Consider the following 23,647-nt stretch of genomic DNA (forward strand, 5'->3'; position numbering starts at 1 on the left):
CTGCCCGGTGCTCCGAGGCGAGAAACCCCGTCCCCGACGACCTGTGGATGCAGGCGTGCGGCTACTGCGTGGCGCCGGGCTGGAACACCACCAGGACCTGCGCGCCGTGGTACAGACTCGCTCGTCGCACGGGCTGCTGGTTCTCGGTGATCCTCAGGGTGTAGGTGTGCCGGCCCGCCGCCACCGGCACCACGCCGGAGCAGCTCTGGTGCTGGTCGTAGCCGTCACCCGCGTCGCCGGCGTCCCAGTTGCACGAGAACCGGTCGCTGTCGCCGTCGCGCACCTGGACGTTGAGGTGCCCGGCACCGGCGTCGACGGCCTTGAAGACCGCCTGAACGGTGACCAGTGCGACGCCGTCGGCGGGCGCGTCGAAGGTGAGGGACGCGACGTCCATCCCGGTGCCCGAGGGGGCGAGGGCGGCGGACCCGCTGGGCTCCCCGCCGCGGATGACCGCGTTCGACGACGCAGGGGGCAGGACGAGGGATCGCTCGTCGATGTCGGCCCCGGTGAGAGTGCCGTCCCTCACGTCCACGCCGGTCAGCGAGCGATCACGGACCTTGCGTCCGTCCACCGCCCCGCGCGCGAGGTCCACCCGACCGACGCCGAGATCCTTGATCTGACGTGTCCCCACGGAGTTGTCGGCGACCGCGGCCGCGACCGCCACGCCGCCGCCGCCCACCGTGACGACGAGGGCCAGCGTGGAGGCGATGTTGGCGTAGGAGAAGGGCGAGCGCGGCATGGGAGGTCCTCAGGTGGTGGGCGGGTCGACGAGGCCATCGTCGAATACAGTGTGACTGTAATCGATCCGGGGCGCCGTCGCCGGTGTCGGGATCAGCGTGGGACGAGGAGGTTCCGCTGGTGCTCGACGGCGAGGTCGCTGGCCAGGGCGAGCGCGCCGAGGACCTCCGACCGCTCGCCGAGCGCCGAGGCCCTGACCTCCACACGCGCGGCGGCGGCCGGCTGCGCCCAGTGGTGCACCGCGGAGGCCACGTACTCCGCGAGGAGCTCGTTGACCGAGGCGAGGTGGCCGCCGACCAGGAGCAGTCCGGGGTTCAGGACGGTGACCAGGCTGGCCAGCACCTGACCGACGGTGCGACCCGCGTCGGCTACCACGCGCACGGCGCCGGGGTGACCCTCGCGCACCAGTCGCCCGAGCTCGTCCGCGTCCAGGTCGTCGCGGGTGACGGGGGCGAGGGCGCTCAGCAGCCGCGGCACGGAGACGACCGTCTCGAGGCAGCCGCGCGAGCCGCACCGGCACAGGACGCCGGCAGGGTCGACCTGCACGTGCCCTATCTCCCCGGCCGTCCCCGCCTCTCCCCGGAAGAGCCGACCGTCGAGCACCAGCCCGGCGCCGATGCCGGTGGCCAGCTTGAGGTAGACGAGCGACCCAGACGTCGTGGCGGGCTCGTCGACCACTCCGGCGCCGTGGCGCTGCTCCCCGAGCGCGCCGAGGTTGGCGTCGTTCTCGACGACGAGCCGGGCTCCCCGCAGGTCGTCCAGCAGCTCGCCGAGCTCGACCCCGGGCCGCCGCCCCACCCACAGGGGGAAGATGTTGTTGTCGGCGACCCGTCCGGTGCGCTCGTCCAGCGGCACCGGCACCCCTACCACGGCGATGCGCACGTCTTCGAGCCCGTGTCCGGCCTCGGTCACGGTCTCGCGCACCAGCGCCTCCGCGCGGCGCAGCGCGTCCTCCGGCTCCTGCGCGCGCGCCAGCGGCACGCACCGCTCGGCCAGGACCGGGCCGCGGACCTCGGCCACCGCGACGCGGATGTGGGTGTTGCCGATGTCGACGCCGACGACGATGCCCTCCGGCGCCCGCAGGCTCAGCAGGTACGCCGGACGGCCACGCCGCCGCTCGTGGCCCGGGTCGGGCTCCTCGTCCAGGAGGCCCTCGGCGAGGAGCTCCTGGGTCAGCGCGGAGATCGCCGACGACGACAGGCCGGTGCGCCGGCCGAGGTCGACGCGGCTCCCGGGACCGTGCTCGCTGAGCGCGGCGAGCACCTGGCGTCGTCCGGCGCCCCGCCCGCGGGAGGAGGCCGCTCCGACCGGCTCGGGATCGGCGTCATTTTGTCCGTTCACAGCATGAAATGTGGCAGAACAACCTCTACGTGGGAAGAGGTAGCGGTGGTTCTCCCGGCAATGCTCTAATGCCGCAGTGACGGCCGTCACGTGCCGTCCCTTTTTGCCGGTTGAGCGAAGGAAAACAACTGCTCATGAGACTTCAGCTTCGAGCTCGGGCGACGGCGGCGACGCTGAGCCTCGCCACCACCGTGGCGCTGGTCGCCACGATCCCCCTGACCCCCGCCAGCGCGGCCGACCCGGACCTCGCGCAGCTGGGCACCATCACCGCCTCGGCGTCCCAGGACGACCAGGACGGCGCGTTCCCGGCCGAGAAGGCCATCGACGGCGATCCCGCCACGCGCTGGGCCAGCGGCAACGGCCCCGACGGCGTCGACGCGGTCTTCACCGCCGACCTGACCTCCGACCTCGGGCGCGTCGCCACGGTGTCCTCGGTCGAGCTGTCCTGGGAGGCCTCCTACGCCACGGCCTACGACGTGCAGGTGGCGACGGCCGACCCGCAGGAGCCGGCCAGCTGGACCACGGCGTTCTCGACCACGACCGGTGACGGCGCGCAGGACGTCGTGACCCTCGACGCCCCGACCCCCGCGCGCTACGTGCGGATCGCGATGAAGAAGCGGTCGGCGGCCACGTGGGACTCGCCGCGGCTGCACTACTACGGCTACTCCCTCTACACGTTCGCGATCCGCGGCAGCTTCGCCAAGCCGCTGGTCAACCTCGGCGCCCCGACCAGCGTGCCGGCCGGCGCCACCGCCACGGTCCCCGTGCGCCTCTCGAACGCCTCCGAGACCGAGGAGAGCGTCCGCGTCCGCACCGAGGGTGGGACCGGAGTCGCCGGCACCAACTACACCGCCGTCGACCAGGTCGTCACCTTCGCGCCCGGCGACACCGAGGAGACCGTCGAGGTCGCGACGACCAGCCGCGGTGCGCTCGCGCCCCGTCGTACGGTCCAGCTGACGCTCAGCGAGCCGTCGGCCGGCGTCGAGACCGGTGCCCGCACGACCACCACGCTGACCATCACGCCCACCGGCGCGCTGCCGGAGTCGGGCTCCCAGCGGGTGCTGCAGGGCTTCGAGGACGGCGTGCCCGCCGGCTACGCGACCTGGGCCAGCCGCGACGAGGTCAAGCCGGTCCTCACCACGGTCGCCGACGACACCGTGCCCGGCGCGCTCGCCGACAACGACGTCCTCGTCGCGACCGTCGGGTCGACGCCGACCGCCGGCGACTGGTTCGGCTTCACCCACGACACCGCCGCCACCGACTGGAGCGACCAGGACGGCTTCCGCTTCTGGTTCCTCGGCACCGGCTCGGGCAAGCGGCTCAGCTTCGAGCTCAAGAGCGACGGGCGGATGTTCGACCGCGACGTCATGGACGACAGCGTCGGCTGGCGCCGCGTCTCGGTGCTGTTCTCCGACCTGCGGGTCAAGGGCAACCCCGCCTCCGAGGTCCGCTTCACCCCCAACGCCTCGACCGGCTTCGCGGTGACCCTCACCGGCCTGGGCCAGGGCGCCTGGCGCTTCGACGACATCGCGCTCTTCGAGCGCGCGGTGCTCGTCGACGACTACGAGACCCCGGTCGCGGTCGGCTCGGCGGAGAACCCCGTCGGCTACTTCACCTGGAAGGGCTCGGAGGCCACCGCCATCACGCTGGGCCAGGAGCCGCAGGAGCGCGGCGACGTCGTGGACAACGACGTCCTGTCCGGCACCTACGACATCCCCACCGGCAGCTACGGCGGGTTCAGCAAGAACCTGCCGGACTCCCAGGACTGGAGCAGCTTCCGCGGCCTCCGCTTCTGGTGGTACGCCTCGCAGGCCAGCAACCCCGCGTCACCGACCGCCGGAGCCGACATCGCCGTCGAGATCAAGGACGGCGGCCCCGACGGCGAGCACTCCGAGCTGTGGCGCGCCACCTTCAAGGACCGCTGGGGCTCGGCGGAGAGCCGGTGGAAGCTGGTGGAGCTGCCCTTCACCTCGTTCACACCGAGCAGCTACCAGCCCGGGTCGCCGGAGACCAAGAACGGCACCCTGGACCTCACCAGCGCGTGGGGCTTCGCGGTGACCTTCGCGCCCGGCACGACCGCCCCCGTGCGGTGGGCGGTCGACGACGTGGAGCTCTACGGCACCCCGGCCACCGCCGGGACGGTCGCCGTGGCCGCGACCCAGGACGTGACGCTGGTCGACGCCGGCGACACCGCCGCGGTGACCCTGCGTCTCACCACCACGACCGGGGAGCCCCTGGCGTCGCCCGTCGAGGTGGCGTGGTCCACGGGCGCGGGCAGCGCCGTGGCAGGCACCGACTACGAGGCCGCGTCCGGTACGGCGACGTTCCCGGCCGGCTCGGAGTCCGGAGCCACCCAGGTGGTGGAGGTGGACACCCTCGCCCGGGACGGCGCCTCGGAGGCGCTCGACGTCCCGATCGACCTGACCGCCACGGGTGTCTCCCTGCCGGAGACCCGGACCCGGGTCGTGATCAACGCCCACGGGCTGCCCTATCTCGACGACACCCTGCCCACCGAGCAGCGCGTCGCCGACCTCCTCGGTCGCATGACGCTCGAGGAGAAGGCGGGGCAGATGGCGCAGGCCGAGCGGCTGGGGCTGACCAGCCCGGACCAGGTCGCCGACCTGGGTCTCGGCTCGATCCTGTCCGGCGGCGGCTCGACCCCCGCCGCCAACACGCCGGAGGCCTGGGCGGCCATGATCGACGACTTCCAGCGGCAGGCGCTCTCGACGCGGCTGCAGGTGCCGCTGGTCTACGGGGCGGACGCGGTCCACGGGCACAGCAACGTCAAGGAGGCGACGATCTTCCCGCACAACGTGGGGCTCGGCGCGACCCGCGACCCGGCGCTGGTGGAGGAGATCTCGCGGGCCACGGCCTCCGAGACCCGCACCACCGGCGTCAACTGGGCCTTCGCGCCCTGCGTCTGCGTCAGCCGTGACGAGCGGTGGGGACGTGCCTACGAGTCGCTGGGCGAGGACCCCGCGCTCGTGCGTGCCTTCGCCCGCTCGGCCGTCGTCGGCCTCCAGGGCGAGGACCCGAGCGACATCACCGCGGCCGACGAGGTGCTGGCCTCGGCCAAGCACTGGGCCGGTGACGGCGGGACGTCGTACGACCCGACCAAGGTCGGCAACGGCTACCCGATCGACCAGGGGCTGACGGAGGCCGCCTCGATGGAGGAGTTCCGTCGGCTGCACGTCACGTCGTACGAGCCGGCCGTCGAGGCGGGCGTCGGCACGATCATGCCGTCGTACTCCGGCGTCTCGATCGACGGCGGACCCGACATCCGGATGCACGAGCACACCGCGCTCAACACCGGGGTCCTCAAGGAGGAGATGGGCTTCGACGGCTTCCTGATCAGCGACTGGGAGGGCATCGACAAGCTGCCGGGCGGCACCTACGCGAACAAGGTGGAGCGCTCGGTCGGCTCGGGCCTCGACATGGCGATGGCGCCGTACAACTTCGGTGCCTTCATCACCGCGGTCACTACCGGCGTCACCGAGGAGCGGATCCCCGCGGCGCGCGTCGACGACGCCGTCACCCGGATCCTCACCGAGAAGATGGACCTAGGCCTGTTCGAGCAGCCCTTCACCGACGCCTCGCAGCGCGACCAGTTCGGCGGCGAGGCGCACCGCGCCACCGCCCGTCGGGCGGCCGCGCAGTCGCAGGTCCTGCTGCGCAACGAGGGTGCCCTCCCGATGGCCCCCAGCGGCAAGCTGTACGTCGCTGGCTCCAACGCCGACGACCTCGGCAACCAGATGGGTGGCTGGACGATCTCCTGGCAGGGCGGCTCCGGCAACGACATGACGACCGGCACCACCATCCTCGAGGGCATCCGCGAGGGCGCCCCCGGGCTGGACGTGACGTACTCGAGGACGGCCACCGAGCCGACCGCGGGCTACGACGCGGGCCTCGTGGTCGTGGGCGAGACGCCGTACGCGGAAGGTCAGGGCGACGTCGGCAACAACAACAAGTCGCTGTCCCTCTCGGCCGCCGACCGTGCGGCCGTCGCCACCGTCTGCGGCGCCATCGAGACCTGCACCGTCGTGGTCGTCTCCGGACGCCCCCAGGTGCTGGGCGCGGAGCTCGCGCAGGCCGACGCGGTCGTCGCGTCGTTCCTGCCGGGCAGCGAGGGCGCCGGCGTCGCCGACGTCCTGCTGGGCGAGGTGCCCTTCACCGGCCAGCTGCCGCTGACCTGGCCGGCCTCGGCCGACCAGGTGCCGGTCAACGTCGGTGACGCGGCCTACGACCCGGCCTTCGCCTACGGGTGGGGTCTGCGGACCGACGCCCCGCGCCAGCGGCTCAGCGACCTGGTCGCGGAGCTCGACGGCGCCGCGGCCACCGCGGGGCAGGCGCTCCTCGACGCCCCGGTGTGGGACGACGAGGGTGCGCTGGCGGACGCCGGCGCGGCCTGGCCGAAGCTGGCCGACCTCGCGGAGGCGCTGTCCGGGACCGATGACGGCACGCTGCCCCAGGCCGCGACCGTGGTGTCCCTGGCCCGCGACCTCGCGCAGACCGCGGTCGTGGAGGGCACCACCGGCGTCGCCGACGGTGCCGCTCAGCGCGGCATCGCCGACGCCGAGCACCTGCTGTGGTCCGGCGACCCCGCCGCTGCCGTCGCGCTGCTCGGCCAGGTGGCGGGGGTGGACGCCTCCGGCGAGCCCACGGCGGTGACGTCGACGTCGGCCCCCGTGGTGCGCGGCACCCCGGTCGCGGGCGGGCGGCTGAGCGCCACTGCCGGCGCCTGGTCGGTGCCCGGTGTGACCACCACCTACCGGTGGCTGCGCGACGGTGCCGTCGTGCCCGGCGCGACCGGGTCGTCGTACCGCCTGGGTGCGGCGGACGTCGGTCGTCGGCTCCAGGTGCGGGTCACGGCTACCGCGGCGGGCTACCTGCCCGGCACCGCGACCTCCACGGCGACCGGCACGGTCCGCAAGGCCCGGCCCGCCGTCACGGCCCGCGTCTCCGACCGGACCCCGCGTCCGGGCGCACGACCGAAGGTCCGGGTGCGGGTGTCGAGCGCGGCGCTCGACCGTCCCACCGGGCGCGTCGTGGTCCGCTACGCCGGCCGCGTGCTGCGGGTGAACCTCGCCGCCCGCGCCGACGGCGTCGTCACGGTGCGGCTGCCGGGACGACCGCGCGGCACCTACCGCCTCCAGGTGTCCTACAGCCCGACCGGTCAGTCCGCTCGCGTGCTGACGGGTGCCGCGGCGCAGGTGGTCAGGGTCGTCGTCCGCTGACGAGACCCCTCCGGCAACGGCGTCGTCCCCTCGGTCGGGGGCGGCGCCGTTCGCCGTTGCGGGGCGTTCCTACGCGGCGCGCTCGCGGCGCGCCGCCAGGCGGCGGACGCCGTGGCCGACGAGAGCGAGCAGCATGAGATGCACACGGCGGGCGCGACCTCGGTGCCCGGCCAGACCGCCCGCCGCCTCTGAGAGGCGGCGGGCGGCGGTGGAGGGGGTGGCGCGGTCACGCAGGTCGACGCACGAAGGCGAGTGCTGCTCCCAGCAGGGGAACCAGGATCCATGCCGCGAAGACAGCTGCACCCATCGTCGGGCTGAGCTGGGACGAGTCCGGTGCCACCGAGGTGAAGGAGCTCCCCGCCGTGGTGGGCAGATACTGCAGGAGGTCGTCTCGCAGGCTCTCGGGGAGCAGGATGAAGCCCAGGCCGGGGAGGACGAAGATGATCCCGAAGAGCGTCGAGATCGCTCCTGCCGTGCTCCGCAAGAGGCCGCCGAGAGCGAGCCCCAGCAGGGCTGTGCCCGTCAGGAAGGCGGCGGCGCCGAGGACGGCTCGGAGCACACCGGGGTCGCCCAACGCCGCGGTGTCGACGTCGCCGCTGCCGATCAGGACCTGACCGGCGAAGAACGTGACGAAGGCACTGATCCCGAGCACGGAGAACGTCGCGATGGTCACGACCGCGACCTTGGCCCAGACCACGGGCAGCCGGGACGGTACCGCGGTCAACGTGGTCCGAATGGTGCCGGTGCTGTACTCGCTGGTGATGGCGAGGACGCCGAGCACGCCGATGATGAGCTGCGCCACCTGGACCCCGGCCAGGGCTACCCCGGCGGGGTCGTCCCCGGCGTCCGCCGGTGGGTTCCCGACCACACCGCCGACCATGGCCGAGAAGATCAGACCGATGAAGAGGAGCGCGCCTGCCGCAGCGGCGAGCGTGACCATGTTGCTCCTCACCGACCGGAGCTTGGTCCACTCCGAGCGCATCAGGTTGTGCAGCGTGATGCGGTCCGGAGCTGCCGGAAGACCTGCGGGTGCGGTTGCCTGGGTACTCATCGGGCTGTCCTCTCGTCTGCGGGATGAACGGTGGTGGTGGTCTCGCCGGCGTACTCGACGGCGTCTCGGGTGAGCTCCATGAATGCCTCCTCGAGAGACGCCTGGTTGCTGCTCAGCTCGTGGACGGGGATGGAGGCCTCGCTGGCTCGGGCCCCGATCTCCTCCGGCGTGAGGCCGATGACGTCGAGGGATCCGTCCGGCTCCGTCGTCACGGTGACGCCGTGGCCGGTCAGGAGCGGCTGCAGCAGAGCCGCCTGGGGGCTGCGAACGCGGACGCTGCGGATGGACCTGCTCATCAGCTCGGCCACCGGCAGGTCCGCGATGAGCTTGCCGCGACCGACGATGACGAGATGCTCGGCGGTCATGGCCATCTCGGTCATCAGGTGGGAGGAGACGAACACCGTGCGACCCTCCGCGGCGAGGCTGCGCAGAAGCTCGCGGATCCAGCGGATGCCGTCGGGGTCGAGCCCGTTGACCGGCTCGTCCAGCACGACGGTCTGGGGGTCCCCGAGCAGGGCGCCGGCGATCCCGAGGCGCTGGCCCATGCCGAGCGAGAAACCGCCCACCCGGTCCTTGCTGACGTCGGCCAGTCCGACCAGCTCCAGCATCTCGTCGACGCGGCTCGCCGGAAGCCCGTGCGTGTGGGCCTGGGCCAGGAGGTGGTTGCGGGCGGAACGGCCGGGGTGCCTGGCCCCTGCGTCCAGCAGCACTCCGAGCTCGCGGATGGGCAGGGGGTGGTCGCGGTAGGAGCGACCGTTGACGGTGGCGCGTCCGCTGGTCGGCTCCTCCAGCCCGACCAGCATCCGCATCGTGGTCGACTTCCCCGCGCCGTTGGGCCCCAGGAAGCCGGTGACGACGCCGGGCTTCACAGTGACGGTGAGGTCTTCGACCACGGTCTTGGAGCCGTACTGCTTCGTCAGGTGCTGTAGTTCGATCATGGTGTTCTCCTCGTGTGACCGGAGCCTCCGGCGTTGAGGAAATCCTGCTCCGCGAGGGGGCTGTGCCGCGTCGTGCAGTCGCAGACACCTGGGCCTGCTGCACGCGCAGCAGTGCCGGGCGCATGGACGGTCCACGTACCGCAGCGGCGGTACCCGTGGCCGTACTGCGGCTGGACGACGCCCCCAGGCGAATTCGTTCGTAGGCTCCGGGCATGACGCGGCTCCGCGACCTGCGCGCACTCCCGTTGAGGCACCCTGCGGCCTCCGATGCGTTGCTGGCGGTCGCACTGATGCCGATCGTCATCTTTCTCCCCGACCCCGACCGCCCGGACGGGTCTTCCTTGTCCGGCGCGGCTGCCGTGGTGGCCATCGCCACCTGCGCGGCCCTGGCCTGGCGTCGCCGCCGGCCCGGCGCCGTGCTGGCGGGCACCGCGTCGGGTGCCGCGGTCGTCATCGTTCTCGCGGGCGGGTCGTCGTGGATCCCCCTGACGACGTTCGTGGCTCTGTACACGTTCGCCGTCCTGCACGGCCGGCGCAGCACGTTGTTGGCCCTCGCGGCGTCGCTGGCGATGATCGCGGCGGGCATCGCCGTGGCGGCGGGTCCATGGCCGCCGGACGCACAAGCCTTCCAGCACGCGTCGTCGTTCGCCGTCGCCGCAGCCGTGGGAGCGGCCGTCCGGTCTCGTCGCGCCTACGTCGTCGCCGTCGAGGAGCGAGCCGAGCGGGCTGAACGCTCTCGCGAGCAGGAGGCTGCTCGGCGCGTCGCGGAGGAACGGCTACGGATCGCGCGCGAGCTCCACGACGTGGTCGCGCATCGCGTCGCGATCGTGAACGTCCAGGCGTCGGTGGCCAGCCATCTCGTGCGCACCGACCCGCCGGGGGCACTCACGGCGATCCAGCACGTGCGCGACGCGGGGCGAGCGATCCTGGATGAGCTGAGCGACGTCCTGAACGTCCTGCGTCAGCCGGACGAAGCAGTGAACCCACACTCGCCTGCACCCGGTCTGGACGAGGTGCACCACCTGGTCGCCTCCTTCCAGTCCGCCGGCCTGAGCATCAGGCAGTCGGTGTCAGGGAGTCCTCGCGCTATCGCAGGAGGAGCGGATCTCGTGGCGTACCGGGTCCTCCAGGAAGCCCTCACGAACGCCCACAAGCACGGAACCGGGCAGGCCACCATGACCATCCGCTACGCGCCGACCGAGGTCGGGCTGGACGTCACCAATCCCACCGCCGAGCACGAGACGTCCGCACTCCGCCCCGCGACCGATGAGGCGGTGGGTGTGCGAGACGCCTCCTCCGAGAGCGCCGGCTTCGGCCTCATCGGGATGCGAGAGCGGGTCGCTGCAGTCGGCGGGGAGATGGCGACACGGCACGACCCGGACGGGCACTTCCGGGTGTCGGTCCGACTGCCTGACCGAGCGGGAGCGGAGCGGTGAGCATGATCCGTGTCGTCATCGCGGACGACCAGGGCCTCATCCGTGGCGGCTTCAAGGCGCTGATCGACTCCGCTCCGGACATGTGTGTCGTGGGCGAGGCCGCCACCGGGCATGAGGCTGTCGGCCGGGTCCGCGACACCCGCGCCGACGTGGTCGTCATGGACATCCGCATGCCGGAGATGGATGGGATCGGGGCGACGCGCCTCATCTGCGCCGACGAGGACATGGCTGGGGTCCGCGTCCTCATCCTGACCACCTTCGAGCTCGACGAGTACGTCCTGGAAGCGGTGGAGGCCGGCGCCAGCGGGTTCCTCGGCAAGAGTGTCGACCCCGACGAGCTGGTGCAGGCGATCAGGACGTTGGCCGCGGGCGACGCCCTCCTGTCGCCCAAGGCGACCAGGGCTCTTCTCAGCCGTTACGCCAGGGTGGGCGTGGCCGAGGCGGCTGGGGTCCTGGACTCAGCACGGTTGCCCGAGCTGACCGACCGGGAGCGCGAGGTCGTCGCCCTGGTGGCCCACGGGTTGACCAACGACGACATCGCCGAGCGTCTCTTCGTGTCCCCCTTGACGGCCAAGACCCATGTGAACCGAGCGATGATGAAGGTGGGCGCGCGCGATCGGGCGCAGCTGGTCGTCGCTGCCTACCAGAGCGGCCTCATCCGCCCGGGGCCGAGCTAGCGGCGCGCATGTCGGGCGGCGTACCCCCCCCTCGGTTTCTCCGCGGTCATGGAACGCACCGGAGCCGGTGTCACCGGGGCAGCTCCCAGGCGATGATCGCGGCCACGACCAAGGCACGCAGCTCGGTGGGGACGTCGGGATCGACGAAGGCCAGCCGCCACTTCGCCTTGTCGAAGGGTCGCTCGGCGCCCTGCCAGGTGAACTCGGCAATCAGACGGTCATCGGCGTCGAACACCTGCGGCGCCCCCATGCTGGTCGCGTGACCCAGTCGCGCCCCGGTGGGATCGGTGAGCTCGATCTTCGGGAACGGGTTGATGAGACCGCCGTCGGCACTCGCCCGGCCGACCGGGGTGCCGTCGACAAGGGTGACCTCGGCGGCGAAGGTGTTGGGGTCGCCGGGCTCGAGCACGATCTGCCACCGCGGGACGTCGGAGGCGTCCAGGACGTCGATCTCGATGCGCCGTGTGGCGTTGCGGGACCCGAGCAGGCGCAGGATGTAGCTCCGCCAGTGGGACGCCGCGACCGGGCGGTTGCGGGTGCTGGCCACGCGGCGCCCGCCGGCCGAGATCTCGTACTGCGTGTGGGTGCGGGTCGCCACGAGGTCACCATCCGCGAACAGATCGATCATGCCCGCGATCATGGCACCGGGCGTGACCCTCGCCACGAGGCGCGTGGCGAGCTCCTCGGCGTTCGTCCGTTCGCGCAGAGCCGCGTACAGCTGGTGCAGGGGGCGCTTCTCCTGGGACTCCCTGTCTGCTCCACGACGCCAGCCTCGGTCGGATGAGTGAGCAGCCGAATCCGGCCCCGTAGCGCAGGTCATGCGGTGAATCCGATGTGCGCCTGCAGGGATTCGAACCCCACACCTTCTGATCCGTAGCCAGGGTCGGAGGGTCTTCAGGGTGACTGGCGACGACCCGACACACCTACGGCCGACACCGTGCTTCCCCCTGAAGTAGCAGGTCAACGGGGTGTCGAGTGCGATGTCGCACCGGCGTCGCCCGGGCGTCGTCAATCCTGGGACGGGCTGGGGCGGCGCGCTGTGAGCAGCTCGTCGATGTCGTCGAGCAGGCCGTCGGGCCCGCGCGAGTCGGCGATGGCGTCGCCGAGCCGGCGGCTGGATGCGGCGTAGGCCGGGTCATCGAGGATGGTGCGCACCGCTGACCGCACGGCGTCGGCCGTCGGCCTGCCCGTGCGGAGGCTGATCCCCACCCCCGACCAGGCGACCCGCGTGGAGGTCTCGACCTTGTCCTCGGAGTCGCCGGCGACCACGATCGGTACTCCGTGCTCCATGGCGTGGTGCAGCCCGCCGTAGCCGCCGTTGGTCACCAGGACGTCGGTGCGCGGCAGCAGCTCGTCGTAGGGCAGGAACTCCGCCGCGCGCACGTTGGCCGGCAGGGGCCCGAGGGCGTCGAGGTCCGTCAGCGGGCGTCCCCCCGTGGTGACGACCACGGTCACGTCCTGGTCCGCCAGGGCCCGGATCGTGGGGCCCACGAGCTCGTCGAGGTCGACGTTGGCGACGGTGCCCTGGGTGACGTGCACGACCGGCCGTCGACCGTCGAGCTCGGCGAACCACGCCGGCGCCTCGACGCCACCGCGCATGGAGCGCGTCATCGGTCCGTAGAAGCGCAGCTTGGTGGGCGCGTCGGGGCGGGGGAACTCGAAGCCGGGCACGGTGAACTGCGCCAGCAGGTCGGCGCGGCTCAGCAGGTCCATGAAGAAGCCCCCCTCCAGGCGGGGCGCCCCCATGTGGGCCAACATCCGGTCGGCCGCGCGGTGCACCGGTCGCAGGACGACCTTGGTCGCGAACGCCCCGACCAGACGGTTGCGGAGCCGGTTGAGCCGGGGGCGGGCGAGCGGTTGCAGCCCGAGGCCGTACGGCGGCGTCTCGCGGCTTGACAGGCCGAGCGGGCCGAGGCCGCACAGCACCGTGAGCGGCCGCTCGCGCTCGGGCATCGCGTAGAGCACCTGGACCCCCACGAACGTCGGCTCGTGGATCACCAGGTCGGCCGCCGCCTGGCCCAACAGGTCCAGAAGGGCGCGTCCGGCGGCCGGTGCGGGCGCGAGGAAGGCGCGCTCGATGCCGCGGTTGATGGAGGCCAGGCCGCGGTCCCGGTCGGTCTCGGCGCCGATGGCGTCGAGCGTGTCCGCCTCGGCCGGCAGCGCAGCGAACTCGACGCCGGCCGCCGTCACGAGCGGCTCGTAGCGCTGCCCGGTGAGGAAGCGCACGCGCCAGCCCCGCTCCCGCAGCGCCCGTGCCACGACCAGGAGTGGCCGGACGTGGCCCTCGGCGGGCATGCTGCAGATGACGGCACTCGACATCGCGTCCCCCCTATCGATACAGAACGGTAGTATCTAATCATGGCCGCCAGCAACTCCGAGCCGGAGCGTCGGCCGCGTCGCCGTTACGACGCCACCGGGCGACGCGAGCGAGCCGCACGCACCCGCGCCACGATCTACCGTGCGGCGTTCGAGCTGTTCAGCGAGCGCGGCTACGCCGGCACCACCATCGCGGACATCGCCGCCGCAGCAGGCGTCTCGTCCGAGACCATCCACAAGATGGGCCCGAAGAGCTCGCTCCTCGACGGGGCGCGCGAGGTGGCAGTCTTCGACGACTCCGACATCGCCTCCCTCGGTGACACCGACGTGATGGGCCGGGTCGCGGCTGCGGGGTCCTTTCCCGCCGCCGTCGAGGTCCTGGTGGACTTCTACGCCGTGTCCAACCGGCGCGCGGCCCGCTTCTGGGTCAGTTGGCGCGCTGCGGCGTCCGAGGACCCGGCCGTCGCCGGGGCCTGGCAGGTCGAGATGGCCTCCGCCAGGCGCGCGTTCGAGGCCAGCATCGCGTTCGGGCGCAGCCGGGGTTGGTTGCGCGACGACGTCGAAGACCAGGAGCTGGCCGCGACCTTGTGGCTGCTCGCCTCTGCGGAGACCTACTTGCGGCTCACTGCTGACGCCGGCCTCGACGAGGACGGCTACCGCGCCTGGTTGCGCCGGTCGCTCCTCGAGCAGCTCGGCAGCTAGACCGCACGCCGCCGCGGTGTCGGCCCCCTCGGTCAGGCGGCGCACCTTCCGCAGGCGGACGACCCCGACTGGCCGTGCGCCCGCCGGCACTCAGCCCAGGGCGAGCTTGCAGGTCTGGGCGGGTCCCGAGGGCAACCCCGGTGGGGGTACGCGCCCGGAGAGGACTCGAGGCGACACCTGGCCCAGCGAGAGTGGTCGGGCCGGTCCTCGAGACGGAGAAGGGCCGCTACCCCGGTGGGGAGCGACCCTTGTCAGCGCGTGTGCGCAGGTCATGCCATGAATCCGATCGGTGCGCCTGTAGGGATTCGAACCCCAAACCTTCTGATCCGTAGTCAGATGCTCTATCCGTTGAGCTACAGGCGCAGGTCGCTCACCGAGGTGAACGACTGCACGAGGATAGCCGACCACCCGCGGCATCTGGAAATCAGCCCGGGACCCACCACGGTGGAGACGGGGCGAGGGCATGTGGGACAGTGCGATGCATCCACCAGGCGGGACCACGCGCCCGCGCCGACGGCAGTTCCAGAAGAGGGAGCCAGGCAGAGATGGCAGATGTTGAGGCGGCCCTGGAGGCTGCCGGACTGACCAATCCCCACGTCCTCGAGTACGTCCGCCACTACGCGGACCTGACCGGGGCCGAGCGCATCGAGGTCGTCAGCGCCGCCGACGACGCCCGGCTGATCCAGGAGTCCCTGGACGCGGGCGAGCTGCACCAGGCAGGCGAGGGGCGCTACTACTCCCGCAGCTACCACAAGGACACCGCCCGCTCCGAGGAGCGCACGATCGTCGCGACCGGCGACGAGAAGGACAAGGGCGTCTACAACAACTGGCGCCCCGCCTCGGAGATGAAGCCGCTCCTGCACGACCTGATGCGCGGGCAGTCGGCCGGCAAGACCATGTACGTCATCCCCTACCTGATGTCGCCTCCCGGCAACGACCTGGCGCCCTGGGCCGCCGGCGTCCAGCTCACCGACACCCGCACCGTCGTGCTGCACATGATCCGGATGTCGCGCGTCGGCGCGCACTTCCTCGAGGACCTCGAGGACCCCTCCCACTTCGTGCGGGCCGTCCACGTGACCGGTGACCTGGAGAACCTCGGCCAGGGCACGCCCGACGACCAGCGCTACTTCGTGACGGTCGCCGACGAGCGCACGATCCTGCACTTCGGCTCCTCCTACGGCGGCAACGCGCTGCTGGGCAAGATCGCCCACGGCCTGCGCCAGGGCGCCTACGACGGCTGGGCGTCGAAGAAGTTCCTCGCCGAGCAGTACATGCTGATCGGGATCAAGGACAAGCAGACCGGCACGGACTACCACATCTGCGGCGGCTTCCCGAGTGCGTCCGGCAAGACCAACCTCGCCATGATGCTGGCCCCCGACGCCCTGGGCGACCGCTACCACGTCTCCTTCTACGGTGACGACATCGCGTGGCTGTGGGTCGACGAGAGCACCGGCCGGCTCATGGGCATGAACCCCGAGTACGGCGTGTTCGGCGTCGCCAAGGACACGAACGAGAAGACCAACCCCACGGCGCTGGCGTCGCTGGACGAGGGCACCAAGACGATCTTCACCAACGTCGCCTACAACCCCCAGAGCGGCGAGGTCTGGTGGGAGGGCCGCACCCAGGCGCCGCCCGCCGACGTCACCGGCTGGCTCGACTGGACGGGCGCGCCGATCGCCGACCGCAAGGACGAGGACGACACCCCCTGGGCGCACCCCAACAGCCGCTTCACCACGACCCTCGACAACGTGCCCAACATCGCCGACGACTACGACGCCGCCCCGGGCGTGCCGATCGACGCGATCATCTTCGGTGGCCGCACCCGCGACCGCGAGCCACTCATCCGCGCCATCCACGACCTGGCCGAGGGCGTCTACGACGGGCTGACGCTCGGCGCGGAAGCCACCTCGGCCGCGGAGGGCAAGGAGGGCGTGCTGCGCTACGACCCGATGTCGAACCGCCCGTTCATGGCCTACGGCGAGGGCGACTACGCCCAGCACTACCTCGACATCGTCGGGGCGGCCACCGACCAGCCGATCTTCGCCCACGTCAACTGGTTCCAGCGCGACCCCGAGGACGGCCACTTCCTGTGGCCCGGCTACCGCGACAACCTGCGCCCCCTGCTGTGGCTGCTGCAGCTGCGCAACGGCGAGGTCACCGGCCGCCAGACCCCGGTCGGGATCATCCCGACCGAGGAGGAGCTCAACCTCGAGGGCGTGGAGATCAGCCCCGAGGACCTGGCCACGATCCTCACCATCGACACGCCCCGCTGGCAGCAGGAGATGGAGCACCGCGCCGAGCACCTCGAGCTGTTCGAGCGCATGCCCGACGCGATCTGGGAGGCCCACCGCCGCGTCGCCGACGCCCTGGGGCGCGAGGACGGCTGACGCATCGGGCGGACCCGGTGGTTGAGGTGCGAGCGCAGCGAGCCTCGAAACCACCCCACCGGTGGTCGAGCAGCGAGGAGCGCCAGCGACGAGCGCCCGTCGAGACCCCCGCACCTCTGGCTGTCTCCTCGGGGCCGGACTGGGGTGCCGCGCGCTTAGCCGGTCGCGTCTCCGCGTCAAGGAGCTTCGCCCGCTTCGCGGCGCCCTTCGGGCGTCCTTGACCCGGAGCCTCTCTCGACCGGCTTGACGGCGCACGGGGCGACACGGGCTCCGCCCGCGCCGCCCGCGCAAAGCGCGGCACCCCTCTGGCTGGTGTTGCTGGTGGTGCGTCTACTGACACTCAGCGTCGGCAGTTGGTCACCACCCCAGGCTGGTCCAGCGCAGGCAGGTCCGTCCTCGGCTCGAACTGCCGACCTGGGTGACCGATCCGGCCCCCCGTCAGCCCGCCGGGCCGTCGTCGTACGCATTGATCGATCCAATATGTGAACCCGCTGGGCCGGGTTAGCCTCGCCCCACCCATCTCGTCGGGCAATGGAGCCGGACGAAACAGCACATTCCACGACACCTTCGTCGACACGCTCGACGACGCGGCGCTCTCGGCTTCCGGCCGTGACGACGTGCAAGGCGCGAGAGGGAAATCAGGCATGACAGCCGACACGCAGACCCCTACCCAGACCACGGCGACCGACACCGCCCCCACGACCCACCAGGGCATCCTGGACTTCGTCGCCGAGGTGGCTGCCATGACGCAGCCCGACCGCATCTACTGGTGCACCGGCTCCGACGAGGAGTGGACCAAGCTGACCGAGGCGCTCGTCTCGACCGGCACGTTCACCCAGCTGAACCCGGCCATCAAGCCCAACTCCTTCTACGCCGCCTCCGACCCGATCGACGTCGCGCGCGTCGAGGACCGCACCTACATCTGCTCGGTTGACGAGAAGGATTGCGGGCCCACCAACAACTGGATGGCGCCCGAGGAGATGAAGGGCATCATGCGCGGCCTGTACGACGGCTGCATGAAGGGCCGGACGATGTACGTCATCCCCTTCGTCATGGGCCACCTCGAGGCCGAGAGCCCGATGTTCGGCGTCGAGCTCACCGACTCCGCCTACGTCACCGCGTCGATGCGCGTCATGTCCCGCATGGGCAGCAACGTCCTGGCCCGCATGGAGGAGCTGGACGCGCCGTTCGTCCAGGCCGTCCACTCCGTCGGCCACCCGCTGGCCGAGGGCCAGGCGGACGTGAAGTGGCCGTGCAACGACACCAAGTACATCGTGCAGTTCCCCGAGGAGCGTGCGATCTGGTCCTACGGCTCCGGCTACGGCGGCAACGCGCTGCTCGGCAAGAAGTGCTACGCGCTGCGCATCGCCTCGGTGATGGCCCGCGACGAGGGCTGGCTCGCCGAGCACATGCTGATCCTCAAGCTCACCGGCCCGACCGGCGTGGCCAAGTACATCGCGGCGGCGTTCCCGAGCGCCTGCGGCAAGACCAACCTCGCCATGCTCCAGCCCACCGTCCCCGGCTGGAAGGTCGAGACCCTCGGCGACGACATCGCGTGGATGCGCATCGGCGCCGACGGCCGGCTCTGGGCCGTCAACCCCGAGTTCGGCCTGTTCGGCGTGGCGCCGGGCACCAACGAGCACACCAACCCCAACGCGATGCGCACCATCAACAAGGGCAACTCGGTCTTCACCAACGTCGCCCTGACCGAGGACGGCGACATCTGGTGGGAGGGCCTCGAGAACCCGCCGGCCAAGGCCACGTCGTGGAAGGGTGAGCCGTGGACGCCGGAGAGCGACGAGCTCTCGAGCCACCCCAACAGCCGCTACTGCACCCCGATCAAGCAGTGCGACATCCTCGCGCCCGAGTACGACGACCCGCGCGGCGTGCCGATCGACGCGATCCTGTTCGGCGGTCGCCGCAAGACGACGATCCCGCTCGTCTTCGAGGCTCGCGACTGGACCCACGGCACCTTCCTGGGCGCCACGCTGTCCAGCGAGACCACCGCGGCCGCGGTCGGCCAGGTCGGCGTCGTGCGCCGGGACCCGATGGCGATGCTGCCGTTCATCGGCTACAACGCCGGCGACTACTTCAGCCACTGGATCAACGTCGGCAAGGACAACGACGCCTCCAAGCTGCCGCGGATCTTCTACGTCAACTGGTTCCGCCGCGACGACGAGGGCGGCTTCCTGTGGCCCGGGTTCGGCGAGAACAGCCGGGTCCTGAAGTGGATCGTGGAGCGCATCGACGGCCAGGCCGCGTCGGTCGAGACCCCGATCGGCCACGTGCCGGCGCCGGGCTCCCTCGACGTCGACGGGCTCGACATGAGCGACGCCGCCCTCGAGCAGGCCCTCGCGGTCGACCCCGAGGAGTGGAAGGCCGAGATCCCGCAGATCCAGGAGTGGTTCGAGAAGTTCGGCGACGACCTGCCGGCCGTCCTGTGGACCGAGCTGGACGGACTCAAGGTCCGCCTGGGCGTCTGAGCCCCACCCCGCCCCACAACACCGCACCGCACGGCGCAGGCCCCGCCCCCACGGCGGGGCCTGTGCCAATTGTGGGACGATGCGTCTCGCTCGGGGGAGCAGGTGCGGTGGGTGTGCCGAAAGGGGAGCACGGTGGCTGGCTACGGTCCCGAGGAGCGAGCGGTCTTCGAGAGCGGCTCGGCGAGCCTCTTCGAGGCGATCCTGGCCCAGGGAGGCATCCCGGCCGACGACGCCCGGATCGCCCCCGACTCCGAGCAGCGCCCGGCGTTCGACCTGCTCGTCGAGCTCGGGCTGCTGCAGCACGACCAGGAGTCCGACACCTGGCTGCCCGAGGACCCCACCAGCGTCCAGTCGCGCATCGTGTCGCCGCTGAGCCAGGAGGGCGCCCAGCTGCTCGAGGAGTCCTCGCAGTGGGCCAAGGCGTTCGGCGGACTGGCCCAGAGCTGGCGCCGCTCGCCGATGTCGTCGGCCCGGGGCCCGTTCACCCACATCCACGACGAGGCGATCGGGCCCTTCCTGACCGGCCTGGTCTCCGAGTGCGAGGACGAGGTCCTCACGGCACAGCCCCAGACGGGCCGCGACGCCCAGTCGCTGGCCGCGGCGGCGCTGCGCGACACCCAGATGCTCGAGCGCGGCACGAAGATGCGCACGCTCTACCAGCACAGCGCCCGGCGCAGCTCGATCACGCACAAGTACGTCGCCGCCGTCACGGCGCGCGGCGCCGAGGTGCGCACGCTGGACGAGTTCTTCAACCGGATGCTGGTCTTCGACCGCCGGATCGCGGTCATCCCGGGCCGCGAGGACCTGCGCGCCGCCATCGCGATCCGCGAGCCGTCGGTGGTGGCCTACCTGGTCGACATCTTCGAGCGGGCGTGGGAGCGGGCGCGGCCGTTCACCAACCGCGATGCCTCGATGATGAAGGACATCGCCGCCGAGCAGCGGGCGATGACGATCCGGATGCTCATCGAGGGTCACTCCGACCCGGTGAGCGCCAAGCGGCTCGGCGTCTCGCCGCGCACCTACGCCGGCTACGTGGCCGACCTCAAGGGGGAGTACGAGGCCGAGACGCGCTTCCAGCTCGGCTACACGATGGGCCAGCAGGGCGTCTCCGGCAGCGAGCCGGCCGAGGCCGACGACTGACCCCTCCTCCAGGCCACCCGCGCGGAACGCTGGCTCGGGTGCGCCGCCCTGTGGTGGAATGCAGCGAGGGCGGTGACTCGAGTCTGGATCGAGTCACCGCCCTCACCTTCGTTGAGACCGGCCGGGGGGTGGCACGGGGGCCCAACAAGTGGGGGGATGGTTGGGCCCGGGTCTCAAGTTCTGGGGGTGGTGCGAGTGGTGCTGGTGGTGCCGGTCAGCGGGCGGTGCGGCAGTAGCCGCCGCAGCCCCAGCTGGTGTCCTTGGCCTGCGCCGGAGCCGAGACGCCGAGGAGGCCGACGGACAGGGCGGAGGCAGCGACGAGGATGCCGAGCTTGCGAGCGATGTTCATGGGGTTCCCACCTTCATTCTCTGTAGGGCCCACGGAATGGCCCTGAGAAGGAGTCTGGTCGCTCGGGGCGGCCAGGGGTGAGGGAAACGTTGGCTCATATATCTGCATTGCAGAATGCTGCAGTGCAGGACTGTGCATCGCCGGGGCCCGAGGCGGCGCGCGGGTGCCCCATCGGTGGGTGACCCTCCGTCGTGCGACAGAAGGTACCCGACGGTGGCCGCGATCCGCGGTGCCACGAGGGGGAAGGTTCCGGCGAGGCCGACGGTGTCCGGTTTCGCCCGCGACGGGCCGAACGCACGACACCCGGACCCTCGTCTCCGTGGGTCCGGGTGCGGCCGGTGTCCGAGGACACCGTCATGGCGGAGGCGGAGGGATTTGAACCCTCGATGGGGTTGTAGCCCCAAACCCGCTTAGCAGGCGGGCGCCATAGACCGGACTAGGCGACGCCTCCTCCGCGTCCCAGGCGGACCTGGAACAGCCAGCACAGGCTACAAGGACGCGCAGCCGCAGGACGAATCACCCCTCGGGCGAGTCGCGCGGCGGCAGCGGCCTCAGCCCCGGGGCTTGGTGAGCCGGGCCAGCAGCGGGGTCGCGAGCGCGTCCGGCAGGTGGGTGCCGAGCTCGGCCTGGATCCGGTTGCTGAACGACCCGGCCACGACGCTGGAGCGTCCGGCCATGAGCGCCTCGAAGCCGTCGTGGGCCACGGTGGCGGGGTCGTCCTTGTTCTCCATCTGGCCGATCGTGGTGTCCTCCATGTCGGCGCGGGTGAAGAACTCGGTCTCGGTCGGTCCCGGCATCAGGGACGTCACCGTCACGCCGGTGTCCTTGAGCTCCTCGCGGATGCCCTCCGCGAAGGAGTGCACGAACGCCTTCGAGGCGGAGTACGTGGCGAAGTACGGCCCCGGCGCCACCGCGGCGATCGACGAGGTGATGAGGACCCGCCCCTGGCCGCGCGCCACCATGTCGGGCAGGAGCAGCTTGGCCAGGTGCACGGTGGAGCGCACGTTGAGGTCGACGAGGTTGAGCTCGTCCTCCAGCGACGACCGGTGGAAGGGCCCGCTGACGCCGACGCCGGCGTTGAGGGCCACGGCGTCAACCGGCCGGCCCTGCTCGCGCACGACGCGGGCGAGCGTCTCGACCCCCTCGGCGGTGGCGAGGTCGGCCTGGACCGGCACGACGGTACGGCCGCCGCGGCCCAGCTCGGACGCCGCCTCGTGGACGGCCACCTCGTCGGCGGCGATCACGACGTCGAAGTCGTGCGCGACGAACTCCGCGGCCAGGGCGCGGCCGATGCCGGTGGAGGCGCCGGTGACGACGGCCAGGGGTGCGTAGGTGTCGGTAGTCATGGGCGGCCGGTAACCCGGGGGCGGCGTTCCATCCCCCGGGTGCGGCGTGGTCAGTCCGGGAACGAGCGCTTCCGGGCGGTGTCGAAGCCGTGCTCCAGGGCCCAGCGGGTGGCCTGGCTGCGCCGGTTCACGCCGATCTTGGCGTACGCCGTGCGGATGTAGGTCTTCACCGAGTTGACGCTGAGGTAGGCCGTGGCGGCGATCTCGTGGTTGCTCAGCCCCTTGGCGATCAGCGCCATCATCTCCGCCTCGCGCGGACTCAGCCCGAACTCGCTACCGGGCTGCACCGGGTCGGAGTCCAGCGCGTCGACGCCGGCGGCCGGCACGAACCTCTCACCGGCCAGGATCGCATCCAGCGCGTCGATCAGCTCGAGCGCGCCGAGCGACTTGGGGACGTAGCCCGAGGCACCGTCCGCCAGGGCCCGCTCCACGGCGCGCGGGTCGGTGCTCGAGCTGAAGACCACGACGCGCGGCCCTCCGGGGCGGACCAGGTCCACGACGTCGACGCCGTCTCCCGCCACGTAGCCGAAGGTGTCCAGGAGGACCACGTCCACGTCGGAGACGACGGTCTCCTGGTTGTCGAGCTCCACCACCTCGACCCGGTCCGGGTAGGGCGCGAACATCGCCGCGAGGCCCAGCACGACGAGCTCGTAGTCGTTGACGATCGCCAGGCGCAACGGCCGGGAGGCAGCAGCGGTCACGGTCGGCTCGATCCTGGGGACGGGGAGGAGGTCCGACCTTAACGCGGCCGGCCCCGCTGTCACCCGGACGCGAGGTCGACGGGGCGACCGAGCAGGGGAGCCACCATGGTGCGGATCGCGGGCGACGGGCGCAGGCCCAGCTCGGAGGCGAGCAGCCGGCGGTACCCGTCGTACTGGCGCAGCGCCTCGGCGTGGTTGCCCTCCGCGAGGTGGACCGCGATCACGCTGCGGTGGGCACTCTCGCGCAGCGGCTCCGACTCCACCGCGCCCAGCCCTGCGCTGAGCGCGTCGGTGTAGCGAGAGCGCTGCCGCAGGGCCTCCGACGAGCGCTCGAGCGCGTGGAGCCGCTTCTGCCGGAAGCTCTCCTGCGCCGTCTGCAGCCAGTCGTCGTGCCAGTCCGGCAGCAGGTCACGGGTGAGGGCGGTGAGGTCGGCCAGGGAATCGGGGGGAGGCGACCCGAGGGCACACAGGAGCCGGGCCTGCTCCTCGGCCTCCCACAGGTCGACGCGCACGTCCTCGGCGAGCCGCACGGTCGTGGCGGTGCAGGTGACGAGCGTGCGACCTCGCGGCCGTGGCAGCCGCCACAGGACCGACCGCAGGCTGGAGGCGGCGCGGGTGGGCGACGACTCGGGCCACAGGCGTTCGGCCAGGGAGGTGCGCTGCGTGGGCCGGCCGCGCCGCACGACGGCCAGCTTCGCCAGCAGGCGCTGGGCCGGCGCCGCGACGTGCAGCACCTCCCCGGCGAAGGTGACCTCGAAGTCCTCCAGCAGTCCCAGGCGCACGTGCGGGTGCTCCGTTGCCTCCACCG

General features: G+C 71.8%; 17 protein-coding genes and 2 tRNA genes. 7 read left to right on the forward strand and 12 right to left on the reverse strand.

The annotated features are described in order from the left end of the window. Nucleotides 1-61: 61 nt before the first annotated feature. Entirely contained in the window at nt 62-739 is a 678-nt protein-coding gene (locus IRQ30_RS12850) for a hypothetical protein (protein WP_193613230.1), read from the reverse strand. Between the two features lie 92 nt (nt 740-831). Further along, nucleotides 832-2,079, reverse strand: coding sequence for an ROK family protein (locus IRQ30_RS12855; protein WP_193613231.1), 1,248 nt, complete (start codon nt 2,077-2,079; stop codon nt 832-834). Between the two features lie 134 nt (nt 2,080-2,213). Between IRQ30_RS12855 and IRQ30_RS12860 the strand changes: the two genes are divergently transcribed. Then, entirely contained in the window at nt 2,214-7,313 is a 5,100-nt protein-coding gene (locus IRQ30_RS12860) for a glycoside hydrolase family 3 N-terminal domain-containing protein (RefSeq protein WP_193613232.1), read from the forward strand. Nucleotides 7,314-7,539: 226 nt separating this feature from the next. Here IRQ30_RS12860 and IRQ30_RS12865 read toward each other — a convergent pair whose 3' ends face one another. Continuing rightward, nucleotides 7,540-8,364 carry an ABC transporter permease gene (locus tag IRQ30_RS12865; RefSeq protein WP_193613233.1) on the reverse strand — a complete coding sequence of 275 codons (825 nt, stop codon included), beginning with the start codon at nt 8,362-8,364 and terminating at the stop codon, nt 7,540-7,542. Beyond that, entirely contained in the window at nt 8,361-9,302 is a 942-nt protein-coding gene (locus IRQ30_RS12870; RefSeq protein WP_193613234.1) for an ABC transporter ATP-binding protein, read from the reverse strand. Before IRQ30_RS12870 ends, IRQ30_RS12865 begins: the two co-directional genes overlap by 4 nt. Before the next feature lie 212 nt (nt 9,303-9,514). Between IRQ30_RS12870 and IRQ30_RS12875 the strand changes: the two genes are divergently transcribed. Together IRQ30_RS12875 and IRQ30_RS12880 are read left to right on the forward strand one after the other, a co-directional pair. Further along, complete coding sequence (locus tag IRQ30_RS12875) at nt 9,515-10,738, forward strand: sensor histidine kinase (RefSeq protein WP_193613235.1); 1,224 nt, start codon at nt 9,515-9,517, stop codon at nt 10,736-10,738. A 2-nt stretch (nt 10,739-10,740) separates the two neighbouring features. After that, nucleotides 10,741-11,415, forward strand: a complete 675-nt coding sequence (locus tag IRQ30_RS12880; RefSeq protein WP_193613236.1) for a response regulator transcription factor — start codon at nt 10,741-10,743, stop codon at nt 11,413-11,415. 70 nt (nt 11,416-11,485) lie between these two features. Here IRQ30_RS12880 and IRQ30_RS12885 read toward each other — a convergent pair whose 3' ends face one another. Together IRQ30_RS12885 and IRQ30_RS12890 are read right to left on the reverse strand one after the other, a co-directional pair. Beyond that, nucleotides 11,486-12,043: a hypothetical protein gene (locus tag IRQ30_RS12885; protein ID WP_193613237.1), complete on the reverse strand. Its 558-nt coding sequence runs from the start codon at nt 12,041-12,043 to the stop codon at nt 11,486-11,488. A gap of 380 nt (nt 12,044-12,423) precedes the next feature. Next, a complete protein-coding gene (locus tag IRQ30_RS12890; protein ID WP_193613238.1) occupies nt 12,424-13,734 on the reverse strand; it encodes a glycosyltransferase in 1,311 nt (436 codons plus the stop codon). Nucleotides 13,735-13,773: 39 nt separating this feature from the next. Here IRQ30_RS12890 and IRQ30_RS12895 point away from each other — a divergent pair, with 39 nt between their 5' ends. Next, on the forward strand, nt 13,774-14,433 hold the full coding sequence (locus IRQ30_RS12895; protein WP_193613239.1) for a TetR family transcriptional regulator: 660 nt from the start codon (nt 13,774-13,776) through the stop codon (nt 14,431-14,433). Nucleotides 14,434-14,723: 290 nt separating this feature from the next. Here the strand turns inward: IRQ30_RS12895 and IRQ30_RS12900 are convergent. After that, nucleotides 14,724-14,796 (reverse strand) — tRNA-Arg (locus IRQ30_RS12900). Nucleotides 14,797-14,978: 182 nt separating this feature from the next. On the opposite strand from IRQ30_RS12900, the gene IRQ30_RS12905 reads away from it, so the two are divergent. The 3 genes from IRQ30_RS12905 (at nt 14,979) to IRQ30_RS12915 (ending at nt 20,443) form a co-directional block, all read left to right on the forward strand. Beyond that, the gene (locus IRQ30_RS12905; RefSeq protein WP_193613240.1) at nt 14,979-16,820 is read left to right on the forward strand and encodes a phosphoenolpyruvate carboxykinase (GTP); all 1,842 of its coding nucleotides are present in this window, start codon (nt 14,979-14,981) and stop codon (nt 16,818-16,820) included. A 644-nt stretch (nt 16,821-17,464) separates the two neighbouring features. Then, complete coding sequence (locus tag IRQ30_RS12910; protein ID WP_193613241.1) at nt 17,465-19,303, forward strand: phosphoenolpyruvate carboxykinase (GTP); 1,839 nt, start codon at nt 17,465-17,467, stop codon at nt 19,301-19,303. Nucleotides 19,304-19,435: 132 nt separating this feature from the next. After that, nucleotides 19,436-20,443 carry a phospholipase D-like domain-containing protein gene (locus tag IRQ30_RS12915; RefSeq protein ID WP_193613242.1) on the forward strand — a complete coding sequence of 336 codons (1,008 nt, stop codon included), beginning with the start codon at nt 19,436-19,438 and terminating at the stop codon, nt 20,441-20,443. Nucleotides 20,444-20,657: 214 nt separating this feature from the next. Here IRQ30_RS12915 and IRQ30_RS23815 read toward each other — a convergent pair whose 3' ends face one another. The 5 genes from IRQ30_RS23815 to IRQ30_RS12935 all read right to left on the reverse strand — a co-directional run bounded on the left by IRQ30_RS23815 (nt 20,658) and on the right by IRQ30_RS12935 (nt 23,621). Next, a complete protein-coding gene (locus IRQ30_RS23815; protein ID WP_264674222.1) occupies nt 20,658-20,792 on the reverse strand; it encodes a hypothetical protein in 135 nt (44 codons plus the stop codon). 357 nt (nt 20,793-21,149) lie between these two features. Then, a tRNA-Ser gene (locus IRQ30_RS12920) sits at nt 21,150-21,243 on the reverse strand. Nucleotides 21,244-21,343: 100 nt separating this feature from the next. Further along, on the reverse strand, nt 21,344-22,138 hold the full coding sequence (locus tag IRQ30_RS12925; RefSeq protein ID WP_193613243.1) for an SDR family NAD(P)-dependent oxidoreductase: 795 nt from the start codon (nt 22,136-22,138) through the stop codon (nt 21,344-21,346). Between the two features lie 50 nt (nt 22,139-22,188). Then, nucleotides 22,189-22,839: a response regulator transcription factor gene (locus tag IRQ30_RS12930; RefSeq protein WP_338089685.1), complete on the reverse strand. Its 651-nt coding sequence runs from the start codon at nt 22,837-22,839 to the stop codon at nt 22,189-22,191. 59 nt (nt 22,840-22,898) lie between these two features. Further along, complete coding sequence (locus IRQ30_RS12935) at nt 22,899-23,621, reverse strand: BTAD domain-containing putative transcriptional regulator (protein WP_193613244.1); 723 nt, start codon at nt 23,619-23,621, stop codon at nt 22,899-22,901. Nucleotides 23,622-23,647 lie beyond the last annotated feature (26 nt).

Origin of the sequence: Nocardioides lijunqiniae, assembly GCF_015024225.1 — a bacterium.
Lineage (GTDB): Bacteria > Actinomycetota > Actinomycetes > Propionibacteriales > Nocardioidaceae > Nocardioides > Nocardioides lijunqiniae.